Source organism: Herbaspirillum sp. C9C3, assembly GCF_013359625.1.
Classification (GTDB): domain Bacteria; phylum Pseudomonadota; class Gammaproteobacteria; order Burkholderiales; family Burkholderiaceae_D; genus Herbaspirillum.
This window is the reverse complement of record NZ_JABFMQ010000010.1, coordinates 39,019-61,860: the sequence shown is the minus strand read 5'-3', so window position 1 is coordinate 61,860 and position 22,842 is coordinate 39,019. Positions and strand designations below refer to the sequence as shown.

Here is a 22,842-nt window from a genome sequence, read left to right as displayed (position 1 = left end):
TTTTCATTAAAAGACCAATTTATTATTCTTTTTGAGGAAGGAAAAGCGCTGAACTCGGCACGAAGTACGCAAAAAAAATCGCAGCCCGGCAAGGGCTGCGATTTCAAGAGGACGGTGTTCAGGCAGTGGTATTGACGTTGCGCCCGATATTCGGGTTGGCCGGCAACGGCGGCAGTGCCTGCAACACCCCCACGGCAGCGGCAGCCTGGGTGTTGAGCGCCTTCTTCAGCATCAGTACGTTGACCGAATCCGAAGTCTGCGCCGACGCCATGCTGGTGGCCAGTGATGCGATTTGAGTGACATCCATGGAACTCTCCTTGTGGGGGATGCCGGGAAACAGGATGCGTCGCCCGGTGCCTTGATTACGGCATTGAACGCTGTTTCTTTACATCAATCAAGGATTTTTTTGAGTATTTGTCAGTATCACAAGACTCGCCTTGATGAAGATTGCTTCACTCAAAAAAAATCGCACCCCGAAGGGTGCGATCGAGCCGACGCCAGTCCAGCACGCCGTGACTGCCTAGACGATGGTATTGATGATGCGCCCGATGTTGACATTGGACGGCAGGCGCGCCACTGTCGTGGCCGCACCTAACACATCATCCACCGCCGTCTTGGCGACCTTGCCCAGATCAATGCCGACGGACTGCGCCGCCTTGTCGACCAACCAGGCCGTTGCTGCACCGCTGGCGATAGTTGCTAGCTCCATATGAAACTCCTTGTCTGAAGTGCAACCGGACCATGACGCCCGCCTGATCGGCCATGTTTTCTCTACCCCCCTACCATGGTTGATCAGGCTTTACGTCATGGGTAAATGTGTTAGCGGCAGGCAAGCGGCCAGTCTTGACAGGATTTGCCCCGTCCTTACGCGCTTTTGCATGTGTAAACCTCAAGTCGGGGCGACGCCGGCCGTGAGAGGCTCAGCGTGATGGCGCCGCCGGCAGCGAGACCAGTTGCTCATAGACCGAACCGGCAATGCGGGACAGTTCCGCGCGGGCGATGCTGCCCGAGAGCGCATAACCGAACTGGCCATCGATCCAGTAGAAGACATTGACCTTGCCTTCCTGAGCGAAACGGAAACCGGTCTCCCGGTTCTGTACCTGGTCGTGCGAGACATACAGGGTCAGCCGCTGGCCGGCCGCATCCTGGTACATGAACTGCGCCACCGGACCGCTCTGGCCCGGCAGCAGGCGGCCACCGATGAGGTCATAACCGAGCGGGGCCAGCTTGGGAGCGCGTACATTCGCCCCCAGCCGCCGCGAGAGCCAGGTCACCAACGCCTGCTCCTGATCGGCGCCGACTTCCACCGGTCGGCGCAGGTCGGCACTGAAGACGGTATGCGCCACCGCCGCCTGACGTGCCAGCATCACGGGCGCTGCCGCCAGGCTGGTGCGGGCAGCACCGCCCGGGGCGAGGTCATGCGCCAGCCAGCCACCGGCAGCCCCGGCCAGGGTCAACAACAGCATGGCCGCATAAGACCACCAGCGAGGGGCGTTGGCGGCACCTGCGGCGCCCTCATTGTCTTCGTCACGCCGCCGATGCGGCTCCCCGGCGCCGGCCAGCACGGCCGCCGCCAGGCGCGGTGGCAACGCTTCTTCCAGGACCGGGTCGTAATGGGCATGCAGGGCGCGATTCTGGGCCCGCCAGGCGCGCACGCGATGCAGATCTTCGGCGTGTACCGGGTCCTGTTCCAGCCAGGTGGCCATCTCGGCGGCACGGGCGGCGCTCAACTGGCCGTCGGTATAGGCGTGCAGGTCTTCTTCGGGAAGTGCCGGGGTCTTCATTTCACCACCTTCAGGGTCGCGCCGGCTTCACCTTGGCCGCCGGCGCCCTCCATCCATTGCCGCAGCCGCTCGCGGGCACGCGACAGGCGAGACATCACGGTCCCGGTCGGAATGCCCAGCGTGGCGGCGACGTCTTCATAACGCATTTCTTCCAGCACCACCAGCAGCAGGACTTCGCGCTGTTCGGCGGGAAGCCGTTGCAGGGCAGCTTCCAGGTCCAAGGCCAGGGCCAGACCAGGCTCGGCCGAGGACGCCGGCAACGCCGCCTCGGCGGCCTGCTCCAGCTCCACCGTGACCAGCGCCGGCTGGCGGCGCTGGTCGGCATGCAGGTTGTGCATGATGGCAAACAGCCAGGGCCGCATGTCGCTGCCGCGCTGCCAGCTGTCCAGCTTCTGCCAGGCACGCTCCAGCGTGTCCTGCACCAGATCGTCGGCGCTGTCGCGCTGGCCCGTCAGCGCGCGGGCATAGCGGCGCAGGCGCGGCAGGCAGGCGAGCATGGCTTGCTCGTCGGCCTGTCGTTCCCGTTGCTGTCGCTGCAGCCTGGCGGTGCGTCCGAACATGGTGTGCGTCAGCCAGGATCAGGGCTTGACGATATGCCAGACGTCCTTGAAATTGTCACCAGTGCGGTCACCCGGCTTCTTGTCGGCTTCGTACAGGTACAGCGGCTTGCCCTGGTAGGCCAGCTGGGCGCTGCCATCGTCGCGCGTGACGGTGGAATACGGTGCGGCAGCCATGCCCATGGGCGCCACCGGCGGCCACAGCTTGGCGCAGGGGCCGTTGCAGACGCTCTTGCCGCTGTTGGCAGTGTCCTTGTCGAAGGTGTAGACGGTCATGCCCTTGGCATCGACCAGGATGCCATCCATGGTCTTGACACCGGCGCTCTGGGCCGAGGCGGTGAAGGAAACCGAAGCGCAGGCCAGGGCCAGCAGGGAGGTTGCGAGCAGTCTCATGGTGTTTTTCCTTTTCGTGGTCGGGTTGCGCGGTGTGCCATACCCATGCCGACGTATACGGAAGGCGGCCCTGCTTTATTCCCGCCGCCAGGAAATATTTTTTGCTACCGCGTCACCGTCTCGCGCTGCATCGGCGCCAGCAGTGCCAGCAGTCGGTTCTGGGTACGCGAAGGGATGCCGTTCTTGTCCATCGACAATTGCAGATCCTCGACCAGGGCGTTGAAATCGGCATTGCTCAGTTTCAGGCCCTGATGCACTTCGCGCATGGGGTCGCCGGTATAGACGCAGCCGCCACCGCTCAACTCACAGAACTGCTCCACCAGCTTTTCCTTCACGCGCTTGATGTTGGAATGGTCGAAAGTATGCCGGATGCGGGCATCGGCCAGCATGTTGTCCATGAAGTCCTGTACCACCCGCTCGATCACGGGCAGACCACCGAGGGCGCGGAACAGGCTGTCATCGGCCGTGGCCGGACTCTGGGCCTGCGCCAGGCCCAGGGTGCAGGCCAGGGCCAGTACGGTGGCGGCCTGCTTCATTGCAAACTGGTTCATCGCTGCTCCCGTGGGCTCAAAAACCGGCCTGCAGCGACAGATAGACGCCGCGTTGCCGCTTGGGGTTGTAGACGGTGATGTCACCCAGCGCCACGTAGGCCAGGGTCATCGACAGGTTCTTGCTGGGGAACCAGGCCAGGAAGGCGTCGTAGTAATCCTTCTCATGGTCGGCGGCCAGGTTGCGCGGCTTCATGCGGTATTCCACCCCCAGCGCCAGCTTGCGGTTGAGCAGGTAAGCCGCCGAGAACTCGCCCATGGCCTGATAGCGATCATTGAGGTCGCCCCCGAAACCGAGCAGCCCCATCTGGTTGGCCTTGGTCAGCCGCAGCGTGCCATTGAGCAACAGGCTCTGCGCCAGCAGGATCTTGGTGGCCGACACGTAATAATCGATGCCGCTGTCGCTGGCCGCGCCCAGTTGCTTCACGCTGGTCACCGAGCCCAGTCCGCCGATGCCGTTGTTGTGCTTGAACATGGCGCCCACGGCAATCTGCGGCAGCCAGCGGTCCTGGTCGTAGACGGCGTCGCCGGCCAGCTTGACCTTGATGCCGACGATGTCCTGGGTGATCCGGAGATCGGCCAGCGGCGCCAGGCTGCCATAGAGCTCCTGCTTGGCCAGCGACAGTTCCACCCGGTCCCGCAGACCCACGGCCACGCCATAGGACTTGAGTGTGTAGTCCTGGGTGGACAGGTAAGTGTAATGGGCGTTGGCGCCATAGCTGTCGCGGGTGCCATAGCCGGTGATGAGCGCCCACGGCGTGAGCCCGCCACCGCCCGCACCCTCGACCTGGATCACGCCGCCGGTGGCGCTGAGCTTGCCCAGGTCGGGCATCCAGCGGGCGTTGTCCTGGGCGGCTGCCGACGCGGCCGTTGCCGCTCTCGCACCGTCGGTGGCAGCCGCGCTGCGCATGGCCTGCGCAGCCTTGCGCTGCTGGGCCTGCATCCAGGCCTCCCGCTGGGCATCACTGATCTGCGCCATGGCCGGCACGGCCAGCGTCACCAGCAATGCGAACATGCCACTTTTGGCAATTTTCTTCATACTGCCCCCTGCCCCCTCTTGGTGATGCTTTGCTGGCGCGGCCCCCTGCGCCATCGTTCATATCGCGACGTTTTCCGACTGATCCAGCGCCTCCGGCGCCCGCCATTGCGGCAACCACTCCAGGAAGCGCTCCACCGGCATCGGCTTACCCATGAAATACCCTTGCCCCTGGTCGCAGCCCATCTGCCGCAGCAGGAACCAGACCTCTTCGCTTTCCACGCCTTCGGCCACCACCCGCAGGCCCAGATTGTGGCCCAAGTCCACGGTGGAGCGCACGATCTTGGCATCGTCCTGGTCCTGCGCCATCTTCATGACGAAGGACTTGTCGATCTTCAACTCATTGACCGGCAGACGCTTCAGGTAGGCCAGGGACGAATAGCCGGTGCCGAAGTCGTCGATGCTCAAGGCAAAGCCCATGTCCGCCAGCCGGTCCAGGGTGCCCTGGGCGCGGGCCGGGTCGTCCATGATGGCGCTTTCGGTGATCTCCAGGCAGAGCGCGTCGGGTGTGAGGCGATGGCGTTCGAGGATGGCAGCAAAGGCGGCCGGCAGCTCCAGGTCCAGCAAGTCCCGCGTGGAAAGATTGACCGAAAACTTCAGACGCAGCCCCTGCGCGTGCAGGCGGGCCGACAGCTGCGCGACCTTTTCCATCATCCAGATGGTCAGCATGCGAATGAAACCGGTGGTCTCGGCAAAGGGAATGAAATTGTCCGGACCGATGAAGCCCTTCTCCGGATGCACCCAGCGCACCAGCGCCTCGCCGCCGACCACCGCACCGGTGGCCAGGTCCAGCTTGGGTTGCAGGTACAGCATGAATTCGTCGCGCTCCAGCGCGCGGCGCAGTTCGGACAGCAACGAGAGGCTTTCCTGGCTGCTCTGGTCGATGGCCGGGTCATAGATCACCACGCCGCTGCCCTTGCGCTTGGCGGTGTACATGGCCACCTCCGCACGGCTGAGCAACACCTCGCTGCTTTCACCATGGGCGGGATAACCGGCCACGCCGATGCCGGCGCCCAGATCCACGGTCTGTTCCTGCAACGACAGCGGCTGTTCCAGCGCGCGCAGGATCTGCACGGCCTGGGCCAGCGCGCCGTCCAGGTCCACCCCCGGCAGCAGGATGGCGAATTCATCCCCGCCCAGGCGCGCCACCTTGGCCCCCGGATACTGCAATTGGGCGGCCAGGCGCACGGCCACCTGGCGCAGCAGGTCATCGCCGAAGCTGTGTCCCAGCACGTCATTGACCTGCTGGAAACGGTCCAGGTCCATCATGAGAATGTGGCAGTGGGTGCCGGGCTGCGCCTGCGCCTGGCTGATCGCTTCCCTGAGCAGGTCGGAGAATTGCACCCGGTTGGGCAAACCGGTCAGTTGGTCCTGATAGGCCAGACGGCTGATCTTGAGTTCACGGCTGGCGATTTCCGAGCGCATGGTTTCGAAGGCTGCGCCCAACCGGCCGATCTCGTCCTGGCGACGGATGTAGAGGCCTTCACCGTAATCGCCCTCGCCCAGCCGCTTGGCCACCGCAGCCAGGTCGCGCAGGGGACTGGTGATGCGACGCGCCATCACGGCACTGGCCACCGCCGCGCCCAGCACACCCAGCACGGTGATGCTGAGCAGGATCAGTTGCAGGCGCTGGTACGGCGCCACGGCCTCGCTGACCGAGCGCTGCAATACCGCCACCGCTTCCTGGCCATTGCTGGCGCGGGCCAGCGGCAGCACGCGCGCACGATACTGGTTGCCATCGATCTGCAGGTCGGTGGCCCCGGCCTGGTCCATCGGCTGGCGGCTGGCCTGTGTGACCATCATCTGCGCCTGCGGCCCGGGCAGGGAAGAAACATCGGCCGTCCAGACCGCATTGCCGCGCTGGCGTACCAGGATGGAGACCTGCAACTGCGACAGCGCGCGCATGTCGTTGACCAGACTGCGATCTACCGGGAAACCCATCACCACCCAGGCGATGGTGACCGGCGCCTTGATCGGAACGGCCACGATCTGGAACAGGCTGTCGCCAACCACCGCACTCTCGGCGGCGCCATTGCCGTTGCCGGCACGGCGCACCAGTTCGAGACTGCTGCGTTGCAGATCGGTATCGGGATAAGCGAGCGTGGAGGCATGGATGAGACCATCGGTCCCCACCAGCATGCCCATGGAGGCGCCGATGCGCGCGCCATGGTTGGCCAGTACCGAGGCGATGGTGGCGCGGTCATCGGTGCCGATGGCCTGGCGGAAACCGAAATCCGAGGCCAGCAGTCGCGCACCCTGGGTCAGTTGCTGGGCGTTCTGATCCAGCAGACGCGTGAAGACACGCTCACCAACGACCAGCTCGTCGCTGATGGCACTGCGTGCATTGCGATCAATGGCGGTTCGGATCGCCACGAAGCCGGCCAGTTGCACCACCACGATAAGGATGATGAACAGCGCGACAATCTTGCTTTCCAGACGGTAAAGACGCACCCCTGCCCCGTTTTCTCTAGTAATGTTTCTGTCGATGCGCCGGACGGCCCGCTCTACAGCGGTACCGCCTTGACATTGAGTTTGATGGTAGCGCGGCCCTCGCCCTGCACTTCCAGCGGCTGCGCTACCGCAGCCTGATTCGGCCCCATGGTGAAATACCAGGCCTTGAGCGCATAGCGCCCATTGGCGATACCCTCCAGCCGCACCATGCCGCTGCGGTCACTGACGCCGAAATACGGCGTATTGACCACCTGAACATACGCCACCATCTCATCGTGGATATTGCAGCCCAACACCACGGTACCGGCCTTGTCGAACATCACCGGGCTGCCGGGCACGCCCGAATACAGCTTCAGTTCGAAGGTCTTGGCCGGCGAAAAGGAATACACATGATGCCGCACGTTGTCATGATTGGGAAACAGGATCGGTGTCCCCGTCTGCACCACCGTGACCAGCGGAATGAAGGTCTTGTTCTTCTGCTCGATCTCCACCTGGTGCGGCGCCTTGGCCGATGACCCGCCGCCAGCCGGTTCGGCATAGACCACGGCGTTGGGAACGGGCTGGCCGGCGCTGTCGAGCACCTGTACCGAGACGGCAGCCTGGGCCGCACAGGCCCACGTACCGGCCAACAACAGGAAGGCAGTCAGGAGGGGGGCGCGGCGCATGTTTTTTTTCTGCATATCGCTGTCACTGGAAAATTCGGGCAATGAAGGTCTCCGGCCAAGGACGCCGCCACAGCGCATCCCCCGGCATCACCTGCCCCTGCACTATACGGAAGCCCTGCGTGCTGCCTATCGGGAAGTTTCTGAATTGCCTGGCAACAACATCACGACATCCGCTTGCCGACCCTGCCACGACAGGCTGCACGGAGTGCAGTCAGGATCTTCATGTTGAACATTATGCACGTGAATTCGCGTGCTGGAGCCCCTCTGCCCTCCAGCGCCGCCGAAGTCAGCGCAGTCAGGTCCGTGCGGCGGTCAGGTAACCGATCACGGCCGGCAGGATTTCGGTGCGCACGCTGGCCGGCGAAACCCCGCCGTAACCGGTCAGGACCACTGCCTTGATGAGCGCCTTCATCATGCGCTGGACCACGAAGGTGGCCACATCCAGATCGGGCGGGGTGATGGTGGCCCGGTGCTTTTCCAGCACGCGGCGGATGGCCTCGAAGAAACCCTGGCGGATCTCCTGAGAGATCGGCAGATTGTAGGCCGGGAATTCCTCTTCGAGGATGCGATTGAGTTCCGGCTCCAGCAGGTGTGCCGCCACCAGTGCATTGATGAGCTTCTCGAAATCGCCCGAGAGCGTGCCGGAGGCGTCGATGTGGGCCACCACATCCTCGAACAAGCTCAGCATGCGGGTACTGTGCCGCTCGCGCAGCGCGAAGATCAGCGCATCCTTGTTGGGGAAATACTGGTACAGCGAACCGACGCTGATACCGGCCGATTCGGCCACGAGATTGGTATTGGTCTTGGCATAGCCACGCTCGACCAGCACGCGCGACATGGCATCGAGAATGGTATCGACCATCGCCCGCGAACGCGCCTGGCGAGGTTCTTTTCTGGGTTGCAGTTTCATTGGCAGCTTTGGTAAGGAATTCGCCCGCCCCCGACGCGAATTCACAACGTGAGTGATTGTTCGTATATCGAAGTATAATACGAAAAATGAGTTTTTACTCGCCCGACCTGTGGATGGTACTCGTAAATCACTGCAAGCGCTTGCTGCGCCGTCTGCCCGGTCCGACGAGCCTGCGCGGGTGAGTGCCGGATGATTGGCACGGCACACCTCGCAAAACTCGAAAAACAACTCGTATCGCCAAATACTCTTCGTGGAGAATTCTATGCAACGCATCATCTCGCCCGCCTCCCGGCCGCGGGCGAAGGCGGCCAGCGCCCTGCTGGTGGCGCTGATCGGCGCCATCGGCCTGGCGGGCTGTGCCAGCTTCGAGGGCATCGGCAGCGACAAGCAGCTGGCCCGGGCAAGCGACTTCAGTACCGCGCGCAGCCTGTCCGATCCCAATCCCGGCGCCCCCAACGGGCAATGGCCGGGCACTGACTGGGTACGTCAGTTTGGCGACGCCCAGCTCAACACCCTGATCGAGCAGGCCCTGGCCGCCAACCCCAGCCTGCAACAGGCGCGTGCACGCATCGGCGCGGCCGCCGCGCTGGCCGAGTCGCGCGGCGCCCCGCTGCTGCCGAACGTGGAGGCGCAAGCCTCGGTCATCCGCAACCAGTTCTCCAGCACCTCGATCTATCCGTCGCCTTATGGCGGCAACTGGTTCAACGAGAAAAAGGCCGGCCTCAATGTCGGCTACGAGCTCGATCTCTGGAACAAGAACCAGGCCGCCCTGGAACAGGCCATTTCCAGCGAAAAAGCCGCCCAGGCCAGCGAGCAGGAAGCGCGCCTGGCGCTGACCGCCTCGATCGTCTCGGTCTACAGCCAGCTGGCGGCCCAATACGCCCTGCAGGATATCCTGCAACGCACCGTGCAACAGCGCAGCGCCCTGGAAAGCATCACCGCCGAGCGCGTCAAGACCGGTCTGGACAGCCAGATCGAACGCAACCAGTCGCGCGCCAGCAGTGCCGACGCCCGCGCCCAGCTGGAGCAAAGCGCCGGCCAGATCGTCCTGCTGCGCCAGCAGCTCGGCACCCTGAGCGGCAAGGGTCCGGACCGTGGCCTGCAACTGGCACCGCCGTCGATGCAGAACCTGACCACGCCGGGCCTGCCGGCGGACCTGCCGCTGAACCTGCTGGGACGCCGCCCCGACATCGTCGCCGCGCGCTGGCAGGTGGAAGCCGCCAGCCGCGGCGTCGATGTCGCCAAGGCGCGCTTCTACCCGGACATCAACTTAAGCGCCATGATCGGCTTTGACAGCCTCATCGACAGCAACCCCTTCACCGCGGCCAGCAAGACCATCGCCTTCGGTCCGGCGCTCACGCTGCCAATCTTCGAGGGCGGCGCGCTGCGCGCCGGACTCAAGGGTGAATACGCCAACTACGAGCTGGCCGTGGCCACCTACAACAAGACCTTGAACGATGCCTATGCCGACGTGGCACGGCAGATCGCGGCGATCCACTCGATCGAGCGTCAGCTGCCGATCCGCCGCGAAGCCCTGCAGGCCGCCGAACGCGCCTACGACCTGGCGCGCGAACGTTATCGCCTGGGCCTGGTGTCGCAGCTGACCCTGCTGTCATCGGAAACCGGCGTCCTGGCCCAGCGCCAGTCACTGGTGGCCTTGCAAGCCCAGCGCCGCGACCAGCAGGTCGCTCTCTACAAGGCCCTGGGCGGCGGTTTCGATGCCCAGCAGGCCGGACTGGCCGCAGGACCGCCCGCGCACTGAACCTGTGCACCTGAGCACGCAAGCCATTGAATTGAACCCAGCCCGCCACCGGCTTCTCCACCCCGCCTGCCGGTGACCGGGACGGCCCCGCCTTCGCGGCAGGGCTGATCGACCGACTACAAAGAGATAGAACGGAGTCCTCCATGAGTGACAGCACCACCCAACAAAACCCGCAAGCCAACGGCAATGGCAACGGTAATGGCAAACGCAAGCGCCAGCTCATCGTGCTGACGCTGGCCTTGCTGCTCATTGCCGCTGTCTGCTTCCTGTACTGGTTCCTGCATGCGCGTTTTTATGAAGAGACCGATGACGCCTATGTCGGCGGCAACGTCATTCAGATCTCCGCCCAGGTCGGCGGTACCGTCGTGGCCGTGAAGGCCGACGACACGCAGGTGGTCAAGGCCGGTCAGCAACTGGTGGCGCTGGATGCGGCCGATACCAGGCTGGCGCTGGACCAGGCCGAGGCCGCACTGGCCCAGGCGGTGCGCCAGACGCGCCAGCTGTTCCTGAACAATGACACCCTGGCCGCCAACGTGGCCGCTGCCGACAGCAACCTGGCCCGTGCCCGCGAGGACCTGCAGCGCCGCCAGGCCGGCCTGTCCTCCGGTGCGGTCTCGCAGGAAGACGTCTCGCACGCCCGCGATGCCGTCAAGAGCGCCGTGGCCGCGCTGGACCAGGCGCGTGCCGCTGCTGCGGCCAACCGTGCCCTGACCGATCACACCAGCGTGACCGAGCACCCCAACGTGCTGCAGGCTGCCACCGCCGTGCGCAATGCCTACCTGAACTACGCCCGTGTCAACATCGTGGCACCGGTCTCGGGCTACGTCTCCAAGCGCTCGGTGCAGGTCGGCCAGCGTATCGCCGCCGGCAACCCGCTCATGGCCATCGTACCGCTGGAGCAGATCTGGATCGACGCCAACTTCAAGGAAGGCCAGTTGCAGCACATCCGCATCGGCCAGCCGGTGGAAGTGATCGCCGATGTCTACGGTTCCGGCGTCAAGTACAAGGGCACCGTGATCGGTTTCTCGGCCGGGACCGGTGGTGCCTTCTCGCTGTTGCCGGCGCAGAACGCCACCGGCAACTGGATCAAGGTGGTGCAGCGCGTACCGGTGCGCATTGCGCTGGACCCGGAACAGGTGCGCGCGCATCCGCTGCGCATCGGCCTGTCCACGACCGCCACGGTAGACATCCATGGCGATGGCCGCGCGCTGGAAGCGGTGCCGACCGATTACCAGACCAAGGTCTATGACGATCTGGGCAAACAGGCCGATGCCATCGTCGAGCGCATCATCAGCGACAACGCCGGCGCACTGGCGCAGGCGCGCAAGGGCAAGGCCGCCGCCGCAGCGGTGGCGGTGCCGCACACCTGAGGCGATGCCGCTGTCCTCATCAGACCTCCACCGGACAATGATCAAGCCTTATGGCCACTACTCCCCCCAAACCCTACACGCCGCCGCCACCGCTGAGCGGCGCCAACCTGGTGCTGGGCACCCTGTCGGTGTCGCTGGCGGTGTTCATGAACGTGCTGGACTCCTCCATTGCCAACGTCGCCATCCCGACCATCTCGGGCAACCTGGGTGTGTCGATCGATGAAGGCACCTGGGTCATCACCTCGTTTGCCGCCGCCAATGCCATCTCGATTCCGCTGACCGGATGGCTCACGCAGCGCCTGGGCGCGGTGCGCCTGTTCGTGACTTCGGTGCTGCTGTTCGTGCTGGCCTCCTGGCTGTGCGGACTGGCGCCCACCCTTCCCATCCTGCTGGCCGCACGCGTGCTGCAGGGTCTGGTGGCCGGCCCCATGGTGCCGCTGTCGCAATCGCTGCTGCTGGGGGCCTACCCCAAATCGAAATCCTCCTTTGCGCTGGCACTGTGGGGCATGACGGCCGTGGTGGCGCCCGTGGCCGGGCCGGCACTGGGCGGCTGGATTACCGACAGCTACACCTGGCCGTGGATCTTCTACATCAACATCCCCGTGGGTCTGATCGCGGCCGGCATCACGCTGGCGATCTACCGCTCGCGCGAGACGCCGACCCACCATCTGCCCATCGACAAGATCGGCCTGGCACTGCTGGTGACCTGGGTCGCGGCCTTCCAGATCATGCTCGACAAGGGCAAGGACCTGGACTGGTTTGCCTCGCCCACCATCGTCACGCTGGGCATCATCGCGCTGGTCGCCTTTGCCTACTTCGTGGTGTGGGAGCTCAACAATGACCACCCGGTGGTGGACCTGCGTCTGTTTGGACGGCGCAACTTCGCCGGCGGCACCATCGCCATTTCCATCGGCTATGGCGTGTTCTTCGGCAACCTGGTGATCCTGCCGCAATGGCTGCAGCAATATCTGGGCTATCGCTCCATCGATTCGGGTCTGTCGACCGCTCCCATCGGCATCTTCGCGGTGATCCTGATGCCGCTGATCGGGCGCTTCCTGCCGCTGGTGGATGCCCGCAAGGTGGCCACGGCGTCCTTCATCGGCTTTGCCATCGTGTTCTGGTTGCGCTCGCGCTACAACCTGCAGGTAGACCAGATGACGGTGATCCTGCCCACGCTGCTGCAGGGGATTCCGACGGCGATGTTCTTCGTTCCGCTGACGGTGCTGCTGCTGTCCGGCCTGCCGCCGGAGCGCATCCCGGCCGCCGCCGGGCTGTCGTCCTTCGTGCGGGTATTCTGCGGTGCGGTCGGCACCTCGATCTCGACCACGGCCTGGAACAACCGCAGCATCATGCACCACGCCCAGTTGACCGAACATGCGACACCCTACAGTCCCTGGCTGCAGGAAAGCCTCAACAACCTCAGCAGCACCCTGGGGCTCAACGCCGAGCAGAGCGTGGGCATGCTGGAGCGGACCATCACCTTCCAGGCGGCCATGCTGGGCATCAATGACATCTTCTATGTCTCGGCCGTGATCTTCATCGTCATCATCCCGCTGATCTGGATCATCAAGCCATCCAAGGGCGGTGCCGGTGCCGCCGAAGCCTCGGCGGCGCACTGACGCGGCACCTGTGGCGGCTACCGCAGTCGTGACAGGCCGTTCTGCAGCCGGATGATGTCGATCAGCTTGCGCAAGGCCGGATGCGCATGGCGCCGGCTGCTGTAGTACATGTGGAAAGGCTCGCTGGGGGCCGCCCATTCTTCCAGGATGGTTTCCAGCGAACCTTCGTCGATTTCCTTGCTGATCCTTCCCTCCAACAGATAGGCGATACCGACCCCGGCCTTGGCCGCCGCGATGGTGGCGGCGGTATTGTTGATCGTCACCAGGCCCGGCACGCGGATGCGCTGCCGATACCTTCCCTTGCCAAATTCCCACTGATAGCTGGAGTTGTCCCCCAGCAGCAATTGCAGGCAGGTGTGCTGCTGCAGATCCTCCAGCGTCAGGGGCCGTCCATGCCGATCCAGATACGCGGGCGAAGCCGCTGCCACCCAGCGATGCGCGCGGGTGAGCGGCGCAGTCACCATGCCTTCCGGCACGTAATGGCCATAGCGAATCCCGGCGTCATAGCCTTCGCTGACGATGTCGATGGGCTTGTCATCGACCACGATGGTGAGCTTGACCCGGGGGCATTGCCGCACGAACTCGGGAATGGCCGGTTCGATCAGCAGATGGGCCGCGTCCGCAAAGACGTTGATGCGCAACTCCCCCAGGCTGCCTTCTGCCGAGCTTTCCAGATGACCCAGCGCCCGGGCGATCTGTTCAAAGCCCTCCTCCAGTCGGGCGGCCAGTTCGCTACCCGCCGCCGTGGGCGAGATCGCACGACTGGAGCGGTACAGCAGCTGTGTGCAGAGCCGTTCCTCCAGCCGCTTCATGGCATGGCTGGTGGCCGAGGGGGTCAGCCCGAGCTGAATGGCGGCCGCCTTGAAACTGCCGGTCCGCAGGATGGTCACGAACACCCGCAGGTCGGAAAATTCGATATGGTCGAGGAGAGACATGGATGAATTGAAATCACTTCAGGAATGAATCTGGCTCATCTTAAACCAAGCGCCCTCGCGCGTGGTGCGCGGTATAAATACGGTTTTCAACATGCTCGCAAGGAGTACGCACATGAAATCAAGACGCTTTGGCCGCACCGGCGCAGAAGTCTCGGAAATCGGATTTGGTGCCTGGGCCATCGGTGGCTCCTGGGGCGATGTCTCGGCACAGGATGCCAAGGCCGCACTGCACGCAGCACTGGATGCTGGCGTGACATTCATCGATACAGCCGACGTCTATGGCGATGGCCGCTCCGAGCAGCTCATCGCGCAGGTATTGAAGGAACGCGGCGGCGCACGTCCGTTCGTGGCCACCAAGGCCGGCCGCCGCCTCTCGCCGCATGTGGCCAGCGGCTACAACAACAAGGACAATCTCACCGCCTTCGTCGACCGTTCGCTCAAGAACCTGGAGGTGGATTGCCTGGACCTGGTGCAACTGCACTGCCCGCCCACCGAGGTGTATTACCAGCAGGAAGTGTTCGCCCATATGGATGAGCTGGTGGCGGCCGGCAAGATCGCTCATTACGGCGTCTCGGTGGAGAAGGTGGAAGAAGCTCTCAAGGCCATCGAATATCCGAATGTGAAATCGGTGCAGATCATCTTCAACATCTTCCGCCAGCGCCCCATCGGCCTGTTCCTGCAGGAAGCGCAGCGCCGCGACATCGCCGTGATCGCCCGCGTGCCGCTGGCCTCGGGCCTGCTGACCGGCAAGATGAATGCGCAGACCACCTTTGCTGCCGACGACCATCGGCAGTTCAACCGTCATGGCGAAGCCTTCGATGTCGGCGAGACCTTCTCGGGCGTGCCGTATGACGTCGCGCTGGCCGCCGTGGAGAAGATCCGTGCGTTGCTGCCGCCGGGTGTTCCCATGGCGCAATTCGCGCTGCGCTGGATCCTGATGGAAAGCGGCATCAGCACCGTCATCCCCGGTGCGCGCAACGTCGCGCAGGCGCAGTCCAACAGTGCTGCCAGCGACTTGCCGCCGCTGACCGACGAGGTGATGCAGGCATTGCGCGAACTCTATCTGCACGACATTGCACCGCATGTCCATCAACGCTGGTAATCTGTGGCCCCTCCCCTCATGTCACCAATAACAAGCAAGGACACCATGACACCCATCCAGCTAGCCATCGCCGGCGTCGGCAAGATCGTTTATGACCAGCATGCTCCGGCCATTGCCGGCAATGCTGATTTCAAGCTGGTCGCCACGGCCAGTCGCAACCACAGCATCGAGGGCGTGACGGCCTACAAGAGCATGGCCGAGATGCTGGCCTCGGGCACGGTCATCGACGCCATCTCCCTGTGCATGCCGCCGCAGTACCGCTATGAAGCCGCACGCGAAGCGCTGGGGGCAGGCAAGCACGTCTTCCTGGAAAAGCCGCCCGGCGCCACGCTTTCCGAAGTCGAGTCGCTGAAGCACCTGGCGGCGGAAAAAGGCGTGACCCTGTTCGCCAGCTGGCACTCGCGCCATGCGCCGGCGGTGCAGGTGGTCAAGCGTCATTTGCAGGAACATGCGCCGCGCCAGGTCAAGGTGATCTGGCGTGAAGACGTGCGCCACTGGCATCCGGACCAGGAATGGATCTGGCAACCGGGCGGCCTGGGCGTGTTCGATCCGGGCATCAATGCCTTGTCGATCGTCACCGAGATCCTGCCGCAGGCGATGTTCCTGAAGCAGGCCACGCTGGAAGTGCCGTCCAACCGCCAGACCCCGATTGCCGCGCGCCTGGGCTTTACCGATGCGCTGGGTACGGATGTGCAAGCCGACTTCGACTGGCGCCAGACGGGTGAGCAGACTTGGGATATCGTCATCGAGACCGACAGCACCCGGGTCCACCTGAAAAAGGGCGGACATGAACTTTGGATCAACGATAAGCCGTGCGCGCTGCCGGTGGAGGGGGAGTATCCCTCGCTGTATGCACATTTCTGCAAACTGATCCGTAGCGGGTCGTCCGATGTGGATGTGGCGCCACTGCGGCATGTGGCCGATGCGTTCATGCTGGGGGAGCATGTGGTGACGGACGCGTTCGTCTGATCGCACAACACCAGCCAGGGGCTACATGGCTTGAGCGAGACCGGCCCTATTGGGCCGGTTTTGTCTCGTTCACCTTATCCTATGGTGATGCGCCGCCCGGCGAGCAATTTGCTGGTCAATCCACCAGCCCATCAAAAAAGTACAAGGTACCGTGCCGCCAGGTCTCCAGCAGGTAGCCAAACCTGGCCTTCTGAAAGCTGCCGCTGCGGCCGATGCCTTCGAACTGATCGCTGACGCAGAGATACTGCTTGCCCTTCTCCCGGATCAGAGACCACTCTGCCAGCGCAACCTGAATGGCGGGGCGCTCCCTTGATCTTGTCTGCGACAGCTTGACCGCCCGCCTCAGCGGGTAGAGCCTGCCGCGATACAGCAACGCATCGCCGCGCCGCGATTGGGCGCTCCCGATCTCCATGCCACCATACAAAAAATATTCAGCCTGGTAACCAGACCGGTAATCGTCCTGAAGATAGAGAGCCCCGCCTTCAATCGCAGTTCGCGATACCCCATTGCGGGCCGTGCTGGAGAGACAGCTTTTGACGACATCCTCTGGCGGTGTGGCAAGCGCCGTCAACGAAACCATCCACAACACGAGTGAAAGCTGCCTCATTGACTTGCCCTTCCTTTGATGTCGCCACAAGGAATCCGGCTTGTCAGGCAAATGACGGAGCACATCGGCCCTCCTTTGAAAATCGATAAATTAAAGGAGTAGCGACGCAAGACCTATCGTTGCATGACGATTTCCGTACCTCCGAATGGAGGTTCGGATCCGCGTCGACAATGAATTACAGCAAGCGTGCGTCGGTTCAAAAGTGAACAGTGCCCCTCGGCAGAGCATGTGAAAAGAAGAAGGTAAAAAATAAGGGCTGACGATGTTGGTCGTCAGCCCTTCGGTTCTGCGCAAGCGACTTCAAGCCATCAAATTCGCATGATGGAAGCGCAAATGCTCCTCCACAAAACTCTCGATGAAGTAATACCCGTGGTCATACCCCGCATGCCGCCGCAAGCTCAGCGGCTGTGAGGCTTCCTTGCAGGCCGCTTCGAAACGTTCCGGCTGCAGCTGCTCGGTCAGGAATTTGTCGGCCAGCCCCTGGTCGATCAGGATGCCCTGCGGGAACGGCGCATAGAGCTTGCCCATCAGTTCGCTGGCATCATGCTCCTTCCAGCTTTCCTGATCCGGGCCCAGATAATTGCCGAAAGCCTTCTGGCCCCAAGGGCAGTGGATCGGCGCGGCAATCGGGGCAAAGGCCGACACCGAGCGGTATAGCTCGCGGTGGCGCAAGGCCAGCGTGAGCGCTCCATGCCCCCCCATGGAGTGACCGAAAATGCCCATGCGCTGCCCGTCAGCCGGGAAGTTCTCCAGCACGGCGCGACGCAAGTCCTCCACCACATAGCTCTCCATGCGGTAATGCCCGGACCACGGCGCCTGCGTGGCATCGAGGTAGAAACCGGCACCGATGCCAAAGTCCCAGCTGTCGCTTTCGCCGGCAATGCCGGCACCACGCGGGCTGGTGTCGCAAGTCACCAGGATCAGGCCCAGTTGCGCCGCCACGCGTTGCGCACCGGCCTTGATCATGAAGGTTTCTTCGGTACAGGTCAGCCCCGCCAGATAGAACAGCACCGGCAGCTTGCCTCCGCCCTGCCCGCCCTGGGACGGGACGAATACCGAAAAACGCATATCCAGGCCGATGGCCGGCGAAGCATGGCGATAGAAGCCCTGTACGCCGCCAAAACAGCCGTGCTCGGAGAGAGTCTCCAGCATCGCGCCCTCCTCAGAACTCGACCACGGAGCGGATCGACTCGCCGCTCTTCATCAGGTCAAAACCTTCATTGATGCGCTCCAGCGGCAATTTGTGCGTGATCAGGTCATCGATGTTGAGCTTGCCTTCCATGTACCAGTCGACAATCTTGGGCACGTCGGTGCGGCCACGCGCGCCACCGAAGGCCGAGCCCTTCCAGACGCGGCCGGTCACCAGCTGGAACGGACGAGTGGAAATCTCCTGGCCGGCTGCGGCCACGCCGATGATGATGGACTGGCCCCAGCCCTTGTGGCAGCACTCCAGCGACTGGCGCATGGTGGTGGTGTTGCCGATGCACTCGAAACTGTAGTCGGCGCCGCCATCGGTCATGCCGATGATGGCATCGACCACGTTGGGCACGTCCTTGGGATTGATGAAGTCGGTCATGCCGAACTTGCGCGCCATGGCTTCACGTGCCGGGTTCAGGTCCACGCCGATGATCTTGTTGGCGCCCACCATCTTGGCCGCCTGGATGACGTTCAAGCCAATGCCGCCCAAACCGAACACCACCACGTTGGCCCCCGCTTCCACCTTGGCGGTAAACAGCACCGCGCCCACGCCGGTGGTCACGCCACAGCCGATGTAGCAGACCTTGTCAAAGGGCGCATCCGAACGGATCTTGGCCAGCGCGATTTCAGGCACGACGATGTAGTTCGAGAAGGTCGAGGTACCCATGTAGTGGAACAGCGGCTTGCCGTCCAGCGAGAAGCGGCTGGTGGCATCGGGCATCAGGCCACGGCCCTGGGTGGCACGGATGGCCTGGCACAGGTTGGTCTTCTGCGACAGGCAGAACTTGCACTCGCGGCATTCCGGCGTATACAGGGGAATGACGTGGTCATCCTTCTTGAGCGACTTCACGCCCGGACCGACGTCGACCACCACGCCCGCTCCTTCATGGCCGAGAATGGCCGGGAAGATACCCTCCGGATCAGCGCCCGAGAGCGTGTAATAGTCGGTATGGCAGATGCCGGTGGCCTTGATCTCGACCAGAACCTCGCCAGCCTTGGGGCCGCCGAGCTCGACTTCCTCGATGGTCAAGGGCTTGCCTGCCTGCCATGCTACCGCTGCTCTTGTCTTCATAGGGATGGGTCCTTTGCGTGATGATTGATGTAAGACGTCCCCGACCGGCAATGCCGCGCTTGGTCAGGGATATTCAGTAAAACTGTGATGCCTGTGAAACTTCTGGCTGGGCAGTATTATCGCATTGCAAACGGAAAACCATGCGCCGGGCTTTACATCCTTCATGTTGATGCCATAACTGGTGAAAATTTCCATTTGACATGAAAATCACGCTGTCGCGTTGCAGCGAGGTTGCGGGCAGGATGACAAAGGCTTGGGCTTGCGGTAAGGTTGCTACAGAACAAACGATGAGGGTGGTCAGGATATCGCCATCCATCAGCGCACAACAAGTACACGAAGCAAGGACAAGCGCCAACAAAGCGCAGCAGGACACGAGATGGCATACTGACATCTCGCGTATCACGAAGTGGGGGCATCCACGTAATTCTGGCGTAAGCGCGTTCATACCGGGTGAACGGCTGCGGCTTGCTGCATTGACATGCGCTGTACGTCACGGCCCTGTCAGTGCCGGCCGTTGCGCTGGCGCGAACGCGCCAATTGCGTGCGAGGGCTGTCGACACGGTCGTCCGGCATCTTTCCGGGCCAAGGGATGTGCAGCGATGCGCTGCCTAACGACAGGTAATGTGATAGTTGGTCACATGGGAAAACAGAACAAATCGCCAGGGCGCCCAGGCACCACCCTGAAGACCTTGCTGCTGTTCGTGGGCTTCGTCGGGTCATTCATTGTCGTGCAGACCTGGTGGGAGATCCGCCAGGACCGCCAGCTGACCATCGACGCCGAGCGCGCCAGCTCGATGGCGGCCGTGCGCAGCGTGCAGGAACAGGCCGAACGTGTCTTCAGCGAGCTCGACCAGTTGCTCTGGTCCGGTGCCAGGCAGGTCCAGGCTGCCGGCCCCGATCTGCTGGACAACGACCCGGCCCTGTATCGCCTGCTGGCTGACTTGCAGCAGCGCCTGCCCACCGTGATGGTGCTGCGCTACATCGACCGCAACGGCAACACGCGCGCCAGCTCCCTGCGAGCCCTCGATACCACCAGCATCCCGGAAGATCACAAGCTCACCCATGTGGATGGCAACCCGACCCGGCCCGCTCTGTTCGTCGGCCAGCTCATGCGCAGCCGCTACAACCGCGAGCTGGTGCTGCCGGTGGCCATGAATCTCTACGATCGCAGTTCACGACCGATCGGGTTACTGGTGGCGGAACTGAAGGCATCGACCTTCTTCGACTTCTACAAGCGCATCACCAATTTCGAGGCCATCGTCTCGCTGCGCACGGAGAGCGGCTCGATGATGCTGCGCTCGCCCTTCGAGGAACGCTGGCTCAGCGTCAGCCTGGCCGATGCCAGGAGCATGGCGCGCATCCGCGCCGGGGCCGAGGAAGGCGCGTTCGAGGAGATTTCGTATCTGACCGGCGAACCGCTGCTGTTTACCTACAAGCGGCTGGACAAATGGTCGCTGGTGGCAGTCTATGCGCGCCGCATGGAAGACGTGCTGGCGCCCTGGCGCAGCCGTACCGAAAATCGCATCCTGCTGACGACCGGCATCCTGGGTTTCATCCTCATCGCGCTGATTGCCTTCCTGGTGTATTTCCGCTATCAGCGCCGCCTGGATCACGCGCTGTCCTCCAGCGAATACCGCTACCGCAAGCTCTACGAGGAAGGCAGCGATCCCATCGTGCTGATTTCGTCCGAGCTGCGCTATCTGGACTGCAATGCGGCGGCGCTGCGCTTTTTCGGGGTACCGGACAAGGAACGCATCATCGGCCGCAAGGTCGGCCTGTTCTCGCGCCAGAAGGCGCGCCAGGCGGACCAGCCGGATATCGACGAACTGGTCGGCCGGGTACTGGCCGGCCAGCCGCAGCAGTTCGAGTGGGTGACGGTCCGCCGCAACAAGATCATCCATACCGACGTCACCCTCAATCGCGCGCAATTCGAGCGCGGCTATGCGATCTTCGCCATCCTGCGCGACATCAGCGCCCGCAAACGCGCCGAGCTGCTGCAGAGCGAACAGAACCGTGTCCTGCACATGGTGATGGCCGATGACGACCTCGATGGCATCCTGCACGAGATCGTCGGCTTTGCCGATGCCCAGATTCCTTACGGAGCCAGTTGCGTCATGCTGGTCAATGAACAGGCCTCGCACTTCACCTCGGTGCTCAGCCGCCGCTACCCGCCGCGTCTGCTGCGTGCCCTGCAGGGTATGCCGATCCGTCATGGCTGCGGGGTCGGCGCCGAGGCGGCCCTGCGGCGCGGTCCCTGCATCGTCACCGATATCGCACGCGATCCGGTGACCGAACATCTGCGGGTGCTCATCGATGTGGAGGTCTACCCGTCCTGCGGTGCCTGGCCCATCATCGGCAAGGAAGGCCAGTTGCTGGGCGTGTTCGCCGCCCTGCTCAAGGAAAACCAGGCTCCCAGCAACGAATACCTGCAACTGGCCAACATCGCCGCCGACCTCGCCAGCGTGGCCATCGAGAGTCGTCGCGCCGACGAACGCATCCGCCACCTGGCGCACTACGATGAGCTCACCGGCCTTCCCAACCGCTTCCTGTGCACCCAGCACGTCTCCAACGCCATCACCCACGCCGAGCACCGCAACGGCATGGTGGCGGTGCTGCTGATGGACCTGGACCGCTTCAAGAACATCAACGATACCTTCGGCCACGAGGCCGGCGAGGCGGTGCTGCAGGAAATCGCCCAGCGCTTTCGCAACGCGCTGCGCGAACTGGATATCCTGGCGCGCGTGGGCGGGGATGAATTCATCGTGCTGGTGGATGACTTCGACGATCCGCTGCAACTGGGCGAGATCGCCCAGAAGCTGCTGACCGAGGCGCGCAAGCCTTTCATCATCGATGGGCAGGAAGCCATGCTCTCGGCCAGCATCGGCATCGCCACCTATCCCGGCGATGGCGACAATGCGCAGACCCTGATCAAGAACGCCGATATCGCCATGTACCGCGCCAAGCACCATGGCAAGGATGACTATCGCTTCTTCTCCGACGAGGTCAACACCAATACGGTCGAGCGCATCGCGCTGGAGGCCGAGCTGCGCCGCGCCATCGAGCGCGCCGAGTTCGTGGTGCACTACCAGCCCAAGATCAACCTGGCCAGCGGCGGCATTGTCGGCGCCGAGGCACTGGTGCGCTGGCAGCATCCGGTGCGTGGCCTGCTGCCACCAGGCGAATTCATACCGCTGGCCGAAGAAACCCGGCTGATCGACCAGATCGGCCTGGTGGTGCTGGACGTGGCCTGCCACGACATCGGCCTGATGCTGGAACGCGACCTGGTGTGCGGACGCATCTCCATCAACCTCACCGGCAGCCAGTTCGGCGATGAACACCTGCTGGAAGACATCAAGACCGTGGTCCAGCGCCACGGAACACCGCCGGCCTGCCTGGAGTTCGAGATCACCGAGAGCATGGTGATGCACAACCGCGATCGTGCCATTGCCATCATGGATGGCATCCGTGCAGAAGGCTTTACCATTTCGATCGATGACTTCGGTACCGGATATTCATCGCTGGCCTATCTGAAGCGCTTCCCGGTCAATACGCTGAAGATCGACAAATCCTTCATCAACGACATTCCCGACGATGCCAACAGCAGCGCCATCGTACAGGCCATCATCGCCATGAGCCATGCGCTGAACCTGAAGGTGGTGACCGAAGGCGTGGAGACCGAGAAGCAGTTGCAGGCCCTGCGCGAATTTGGCTCGGATGAATACCAGGGCTATTACTTCAGCAAGCCGGTGCCCTATACGCAGTTCCTGCAGATGCTGCTGGCACAGCAGCAGGCCGCACGCCAGGCCAGCCAGATGCTGGTGACCGCGGGCGATCCGCCCTGAGCGCCGCCGCTGGCCTGCCGCCG

21 protein-coding genes are annotated in these 22,842 nt (G+C 63.2%); 6 read left to right on the top strand and 15 right to left on the bottom strand.

Annotation, left to right across the window (positions count from 1 at the left end):
- Nucleotides 1-118: 118 nt before the first annotated feature.
- The 10 genes from HNO82_RS11765 to HNO82_RS11720 form a co-directional block, all read right to left on the bottom strand.
- On the bottom strand, nucleotides 119-307 hold the full coding sequence (locus HNO82_RS11765) for a YjfB family protein (RefSeq protein ID WP_008329585.1): 189 nt from the start codon (nucleotides 305-307) through the stop codon (nucleotides 119-121).
- Between the two features lie 213 nt (nucleotides 308-520).
- Entirely contained in the window at nucleotides 521-709 is a 189-nt protein-coding gene (locus tag HNO82_RS11760; RefSeq protein WP_008329586.1) for a hypothetical protein, read from the bottom strand.
- A 211-nt stretch (nucleotides 710-920) separates the two neighbouring features.
- Nucleotides 921-1,784 carry an anti-sigma factor family protein gene (locus HNO82_RS11755; RefSeq protein WP_175343843.1) on the bottom strand — a complete coding sequence of 288 codons (864 nt, stop codon included), beginning with the start codon at nucleotides 1,782-1,784 and terminating at the stop codon, nucleotides 921-923.
- The gene (locus HNO82_RS11750; RefSeq protein ID WP_175343842.1) at nucleotides 1,781-2,344 is read right to left on the bottom strand and encodes an RNA polymerase sigma factor; all 564 of its coding nucleotides are present in this window, start codon (nucleotides 2,342-2,344) and stop codon (nucleotides 1,781-1,783) included. The genes HNO82_RS11755 and HNO82_RS11750 overlap by 4 nt, the downstream gene beginning before the upstream one ends.
- An 18-nt stretch (nucleotides 2,345-2,362) precedes the next feature.
- On the bottom strand, nucleotides 2,363-2,734 hold the full coding sequence (locus HNO82_RS11745) for a COG4315 family predicted lipoprotein (RefSeq protein WP_008329589.1): 372 nt from the start codon (nucleotides 2,732-2,734) through the stop codon (nucleotides 2,363-2,365).
- Between the two features lie 104 nt (nucleotides 2,735-2,838).
- On the bottom strand, nucleotides 2,839-3,285 hold the full coding sequence (locus HNO82_RS11740) for a group I truncated hemoglobin (RefSeq protein ID WP_008329590.1): 447 nt from the start codon (nucleotides 3,283-3,285) through the stop codon (nucleotides 2,839-2,841).
- A 16-nt stretch (nucleotides 3,286-3,301) separates the two neighbouring features.
- Nucleotides 3,302-4,321: a DUF3034 family protein gene (locus tag HNO82_RS11735; protein WP_175343841.1), complete on the bottom strand. Its 1,020-nt coding sequence runs from the start codon at nucleotides 4,319-4,321 to the stop codon at nucleotides 3,302-3,304.
- 57 nt (nucleotides 4,322-4,378) lie between these two features.
- The gene (locus HNO82_RS11730) at nucleotides 4,379-6,769 is read right to left on the bottom strand and encodes a putative bifunctional diguanylate cyclase/phosphodiesterase (protein WP_175343840.1); all 2,391 of its coding nucleotides are present in this window, start codon (nucleotides 6,767-6,769) and stop codon (nucleotides 4,379-4,381) included.
- Nucleotides 6,770-6,822: 53 nt separating this feature from the next.
- Nucleotides 6,823-7,434, bottom strand: a complete 612-nt coding sequence (locus HNO82_RS11725; protein ID WP_249776984.1) for a methylamine utilization protein — start codon at nucleotides 7,432-7,434, stop codon at nucleotides 6,823-6,825.
- 295 nt (nucleotides 7,435-7,729) lie between these two features.
- Nucleotides 7,730-8,344: a TetR/AcrR family transcriptional regulator gene (locus HNO82_RS11720; RefSeq protein WP_034350422.1), complete on the bottom strand. Its 615-nt coding sequence runs from the start codon at nucleotides 8,342-8,344 to the stop codon at nucleotides 7,730-7,732.
- Between the two features lie 262 nt (nucleotides 8,345-8,606).
- Here HNO82_RS11720 and HNO82_RS11715 point away from each other — a divergent pair, with 262 nt between their 5' ends.
- The 3 genes from HNO82_RS11715 (at nucleotide 8,607) to HNO82_RS11705 (ending at nucleotide 13,095) form a co-directional block, all read left to right on the top strand.
- Complete coding sequence (locus tag HNO82_RS11715) at nucleotides 8,607-10,106, top strand: efflux transporter outer membrane subunit (RefSeq protein ID WP_175343838.1); 1,500 nt, start codon at nucleotides 8,607-8,609, stop codon at nucleotides 10,104-10,106.
- A gap of 143 nt (nucleotides 10,107-10,249) precedes the next feature.
- A complete protein-coding gene (locus tag HNO82_RS11710) occupies nucleotides 10,250-11,476 on the top strand; it encodes an HlyD family secretion protein (protein WP_175343837.1) in 1,227 nt (408 codons plus the stop codon).
- 50 nt (nucleotides 11,477-11,526) lie between these two features.
- A complete protein-coding gene (locus tag HNO82_RS11705; protein WP_008329620.1) occupies nucleotides 11,527-13,095 on the top strand; it encodes a DHA2 family efflux MFS transporter permease subunit in 1,569 nt (522 codons plus the stop codon).
- 17 nt (nucleotides 13,096-13,112) lie between these two features.
- On the opposite strand, the gene HNO82_RS11700 is transcribed toward HNO82_RS11705, so the two are convergent.
- Complete coding sequence (locus HNO82_RS11700; RefSeq protein WP_175343836.1) at nucleotides 13,113-14,030, bottom strand: LysR family transcriptional regulator; 918 nt, start codon at nucleotides 14,028-14,030, stop codon at nucleotides 13,113-13,115.
- 112 nt (nucleotides 14,031-14,142) lie between these two features.
- On the opposite strand from HNO82_RS11700, the gene HNO82_RS11695 reads away from it, so the two are divergent.
- Both HNO82_RS11695 and HNO82_RS11690 read left to right on the top strand, forming a co-directional pair.
- The gene (locus HNO82_RS11695) at nucleotides 14,143-15,132 is read left to right on the top strand and encodes an aldo/keto reductase (RefSeq protein WP_008329630.1); all 990 of its coding nucleotides are present in this window, start codon (nucleotides 14,143-14,145) and stop codon (nucleotides 15,130-15,132) included.
- 45 nt (nucleotides 15,133-15,177) lie between these two features.
- Nucleotides 15,178-16,101 carry a Gfo/Idh/MocA family protein gene (locus HNO82_RS11690; RefSeq protein ID WP_175343835.1) on the top strand — a complete coding sequence of 308 codons (924 nt, stop codon included), beginning with the start codon at nucleotides 15,178-15,180 and terminating at the stop codon, nucleotides 16,099-16,101.
- 115 nt (nucleotides 16,102-16,216) lie between these two features.
- Here the strand turns inward: HNO82_RS11690 and HNO82_RS11685 are convergent, their stop codons facing one another.
- The 4 genes from HNO82_RS11685 to HNO82_RS11670 form a co-directional block, all read right to left on the bottom strand.
- Nucleotides 16,217-16,708, bottom strand: a complete 492-nt coding sequence (locus tag HNO82_RS11685) for a hypothetical protein (protein WP_175343834.1) — start codon at nucleotides 16,706-16,708, stop codon at nucleotides 16,217-16,219.
- A gap of 300 nt (nucleotides 16,709-17,008) precedes the next feature.
- Nucleotides 17,009-17,860: an S-formylglutathione hydrolase gene (gene fghA, locus HNO82_RS11680; protein WP_175343833.1), complete on the bottom strand. Its 852-nt coding sequence runs from the start codon at nucleotides 17,858-17,860 to the stop codon at nucleotides 17,009-17,011.
- A gap of 10 nt (nucleotides 17,861-17,870) precedes the next feature.
- A complete protein-coding gene (locus tag HNO82_RS11675) occupies nucleotides 17,871-18,977 on the bottom strand; it encodes an S-(hydroxymethyl)glutathione dehydrogenase/class III alcohol dehydrogenase (protein WP_013234687.1) in 1,107 nt (368 codons plus the stop codon).
- 73 nt (nucleotides 18,978-19,050) lie between these two features.
- Nucleotides 19,051-19,293, bottom strand: coding sequence for a hypothetical protein (locus HNO82_RS11670; RefSeq protein ID WP_157174224.1), 243 nt, complete (start codon nucleotides 19,291-19,293; stop codon nucleotides 19,051-19,053).
- Nucleotides 19,294-19,615: 322 nt separating this feature from the next.
- On the opposite strand from HNO82_RS11670, the gene HNO82_RS11665 reads away from it, so the two are divergent.
- On the top strand, nucleotides 19,616-22,819 hold the full coding sequence (locus HNO82_RS11665) for an EAL domain-containing protein (RefSeq protein WP_175343832.1): 3,204 nt from the start codon (nucleotides 19,616-19,618) through the stop codon (nucleotides 22,817-22,819).
- The last annotated feature ends 23 nt before the right edge of the window (nucleotides 22,820-22,842 follow it).

Bases quoted from the DNA above. Each gene is read 5' to 3' on its own strand.
- HNO82_RS11760 (WP_008329586.1), bottom strand. From the start codon at position 709: ATGGAGCTAGCAACTATCGCCAGCGGTGCAGCAACGGCCTGGTTGGTC.
- HNO82_RS11735 (WP_175343841.1), bottom strand. From the start codon at position 4,321: ATGAAGAAAATTGCCAAAAGTGGCATGTTCGCATTGCTGGTGACGCTG.
- HNO82_RS11725 (WP_249776984.1), bottom strand. From the start codon at position 7,434: ATGCGCCGCGCCCCCCTCCTGACTGCCTTCCTGTTGTTGGCCGGTACG.
- HNO82_RS11750 (WP_175343842.1), bottom strand. From the start codon at position 2,344: ATGTTCGGACGCACCGCCAGGCTGCAGCGACAGCAACGGGAACGACAG.
- HNO82_RS11705 (WP_008329620.1), top strand. From the start codon at position 11,527: ATGGCCACTACTCCCCCCAAACCCTACACGCCGCCGCCACCGCTGAGC.
- HNO82_RS11710 (WP_175343837.1), top strand. From the start codon at position 10,250: ATGAGTGACAGCACCACCCAACAAAACCCGCAAGCCAACGGCAATGGC.
- HNO82_RS11745 (WP_008329589.1), bottom strand. From the start codon at position 2,734: ATGAGACTGCTCGCAACCTCCCTGCTGGCCCTGGCCTGCGCTTCGGTT.
- HNO82_RS11740 (WP_008329590.1), bottom strand. From the start codon at position 3,285: ATGAACCAGTTTGCAATGAAGCAGGCCGCCACCGTACTGGCCCTGGCC.
- fghA (WP_175343833.1), bottom strand. From the start codon at position 17,860: ATGCTGGAGACTCTCTCCGAGCACGGCTGTTTTGGCGGCGTACAGGGC.
- HNO82_RS11685 (WP_175343834.1), bottom strand. From the start codon at position 16,708: ATGAGGCAGCTTTCACTCGTGTTGTGGATGGTTTCGTTGACGGCGCTT.
- HNO82_RS11700 (WP_175343836.1), bottom strand. From the start codon at position 14,030: ATGTCTCTCCTCGACCATATCGAATTTTCCGACCTGCGGGTGTTCGTG.
- HNO82_RS11670 (WP_157174224.1), bottom strand. From the start codon at position 19,293: ATGGATGGCGATATCCTGACCACCCTCATCGTTTGTTCTGTAGCAACC.
- HNO82_RS11695 (WP_008329630.1), top strand. From the start codon at position 14,143: ATGAAATCAAGACGCTTTGGCCGCACCGGCGCAGAAGTCTCGGAAATC.
- HNO82_RS11715 (WP_175343838.1), top strand. From the start codon at position 8,607: ATGCAACGCATCATCTCGCCCGCCTCCCGGCCGCGGGCGAAGGCGGCC.
- HNO82_RS11665 (WP_175343832.1), top strand. From the start codon at position 19,616: ATGGGAAAACAGAACAAATCGCCAGGGCGCCCAGGCACCACCCTGAAG.
- HNO82_RS11720 (WP_034350422.1), bottom strand. From the start codon at position 8,344: ATGAAACTGCAACCCAGAAAAGAACCTCGCCAGGCGCGTTCGCGGGCG.
- HNO82_RS11675 (WP_013234687.1), bottom strand. From the start codon at position 18,977: ATGAAGACAAGAGCAGCGGTAGCATGGCAGGCAGGCAAGCCCTTGACC.
- HNO82_RS11765 (WP_008329585.1), bottom strand. From the start codon at position 307: ATGGATGTCACTCAAATCGCATCACTGGCCACCAGCATGGCGTCGGCG.
- HNO82_RS11690 (WP_175343835.1), top strand. From the start codon at position 15,178: ATGACACCCATCCAGCTAGCCATCGCCGGCGTCGGCAAGATCGTTTAT.
- HNO82_RS11755 (WP_175343843.1), bottom strand. From the start codon at position 1,784: ATGAAGACCCCGGCACTTCCCGAAGAAGACCTGCACGCCTATACCGAC.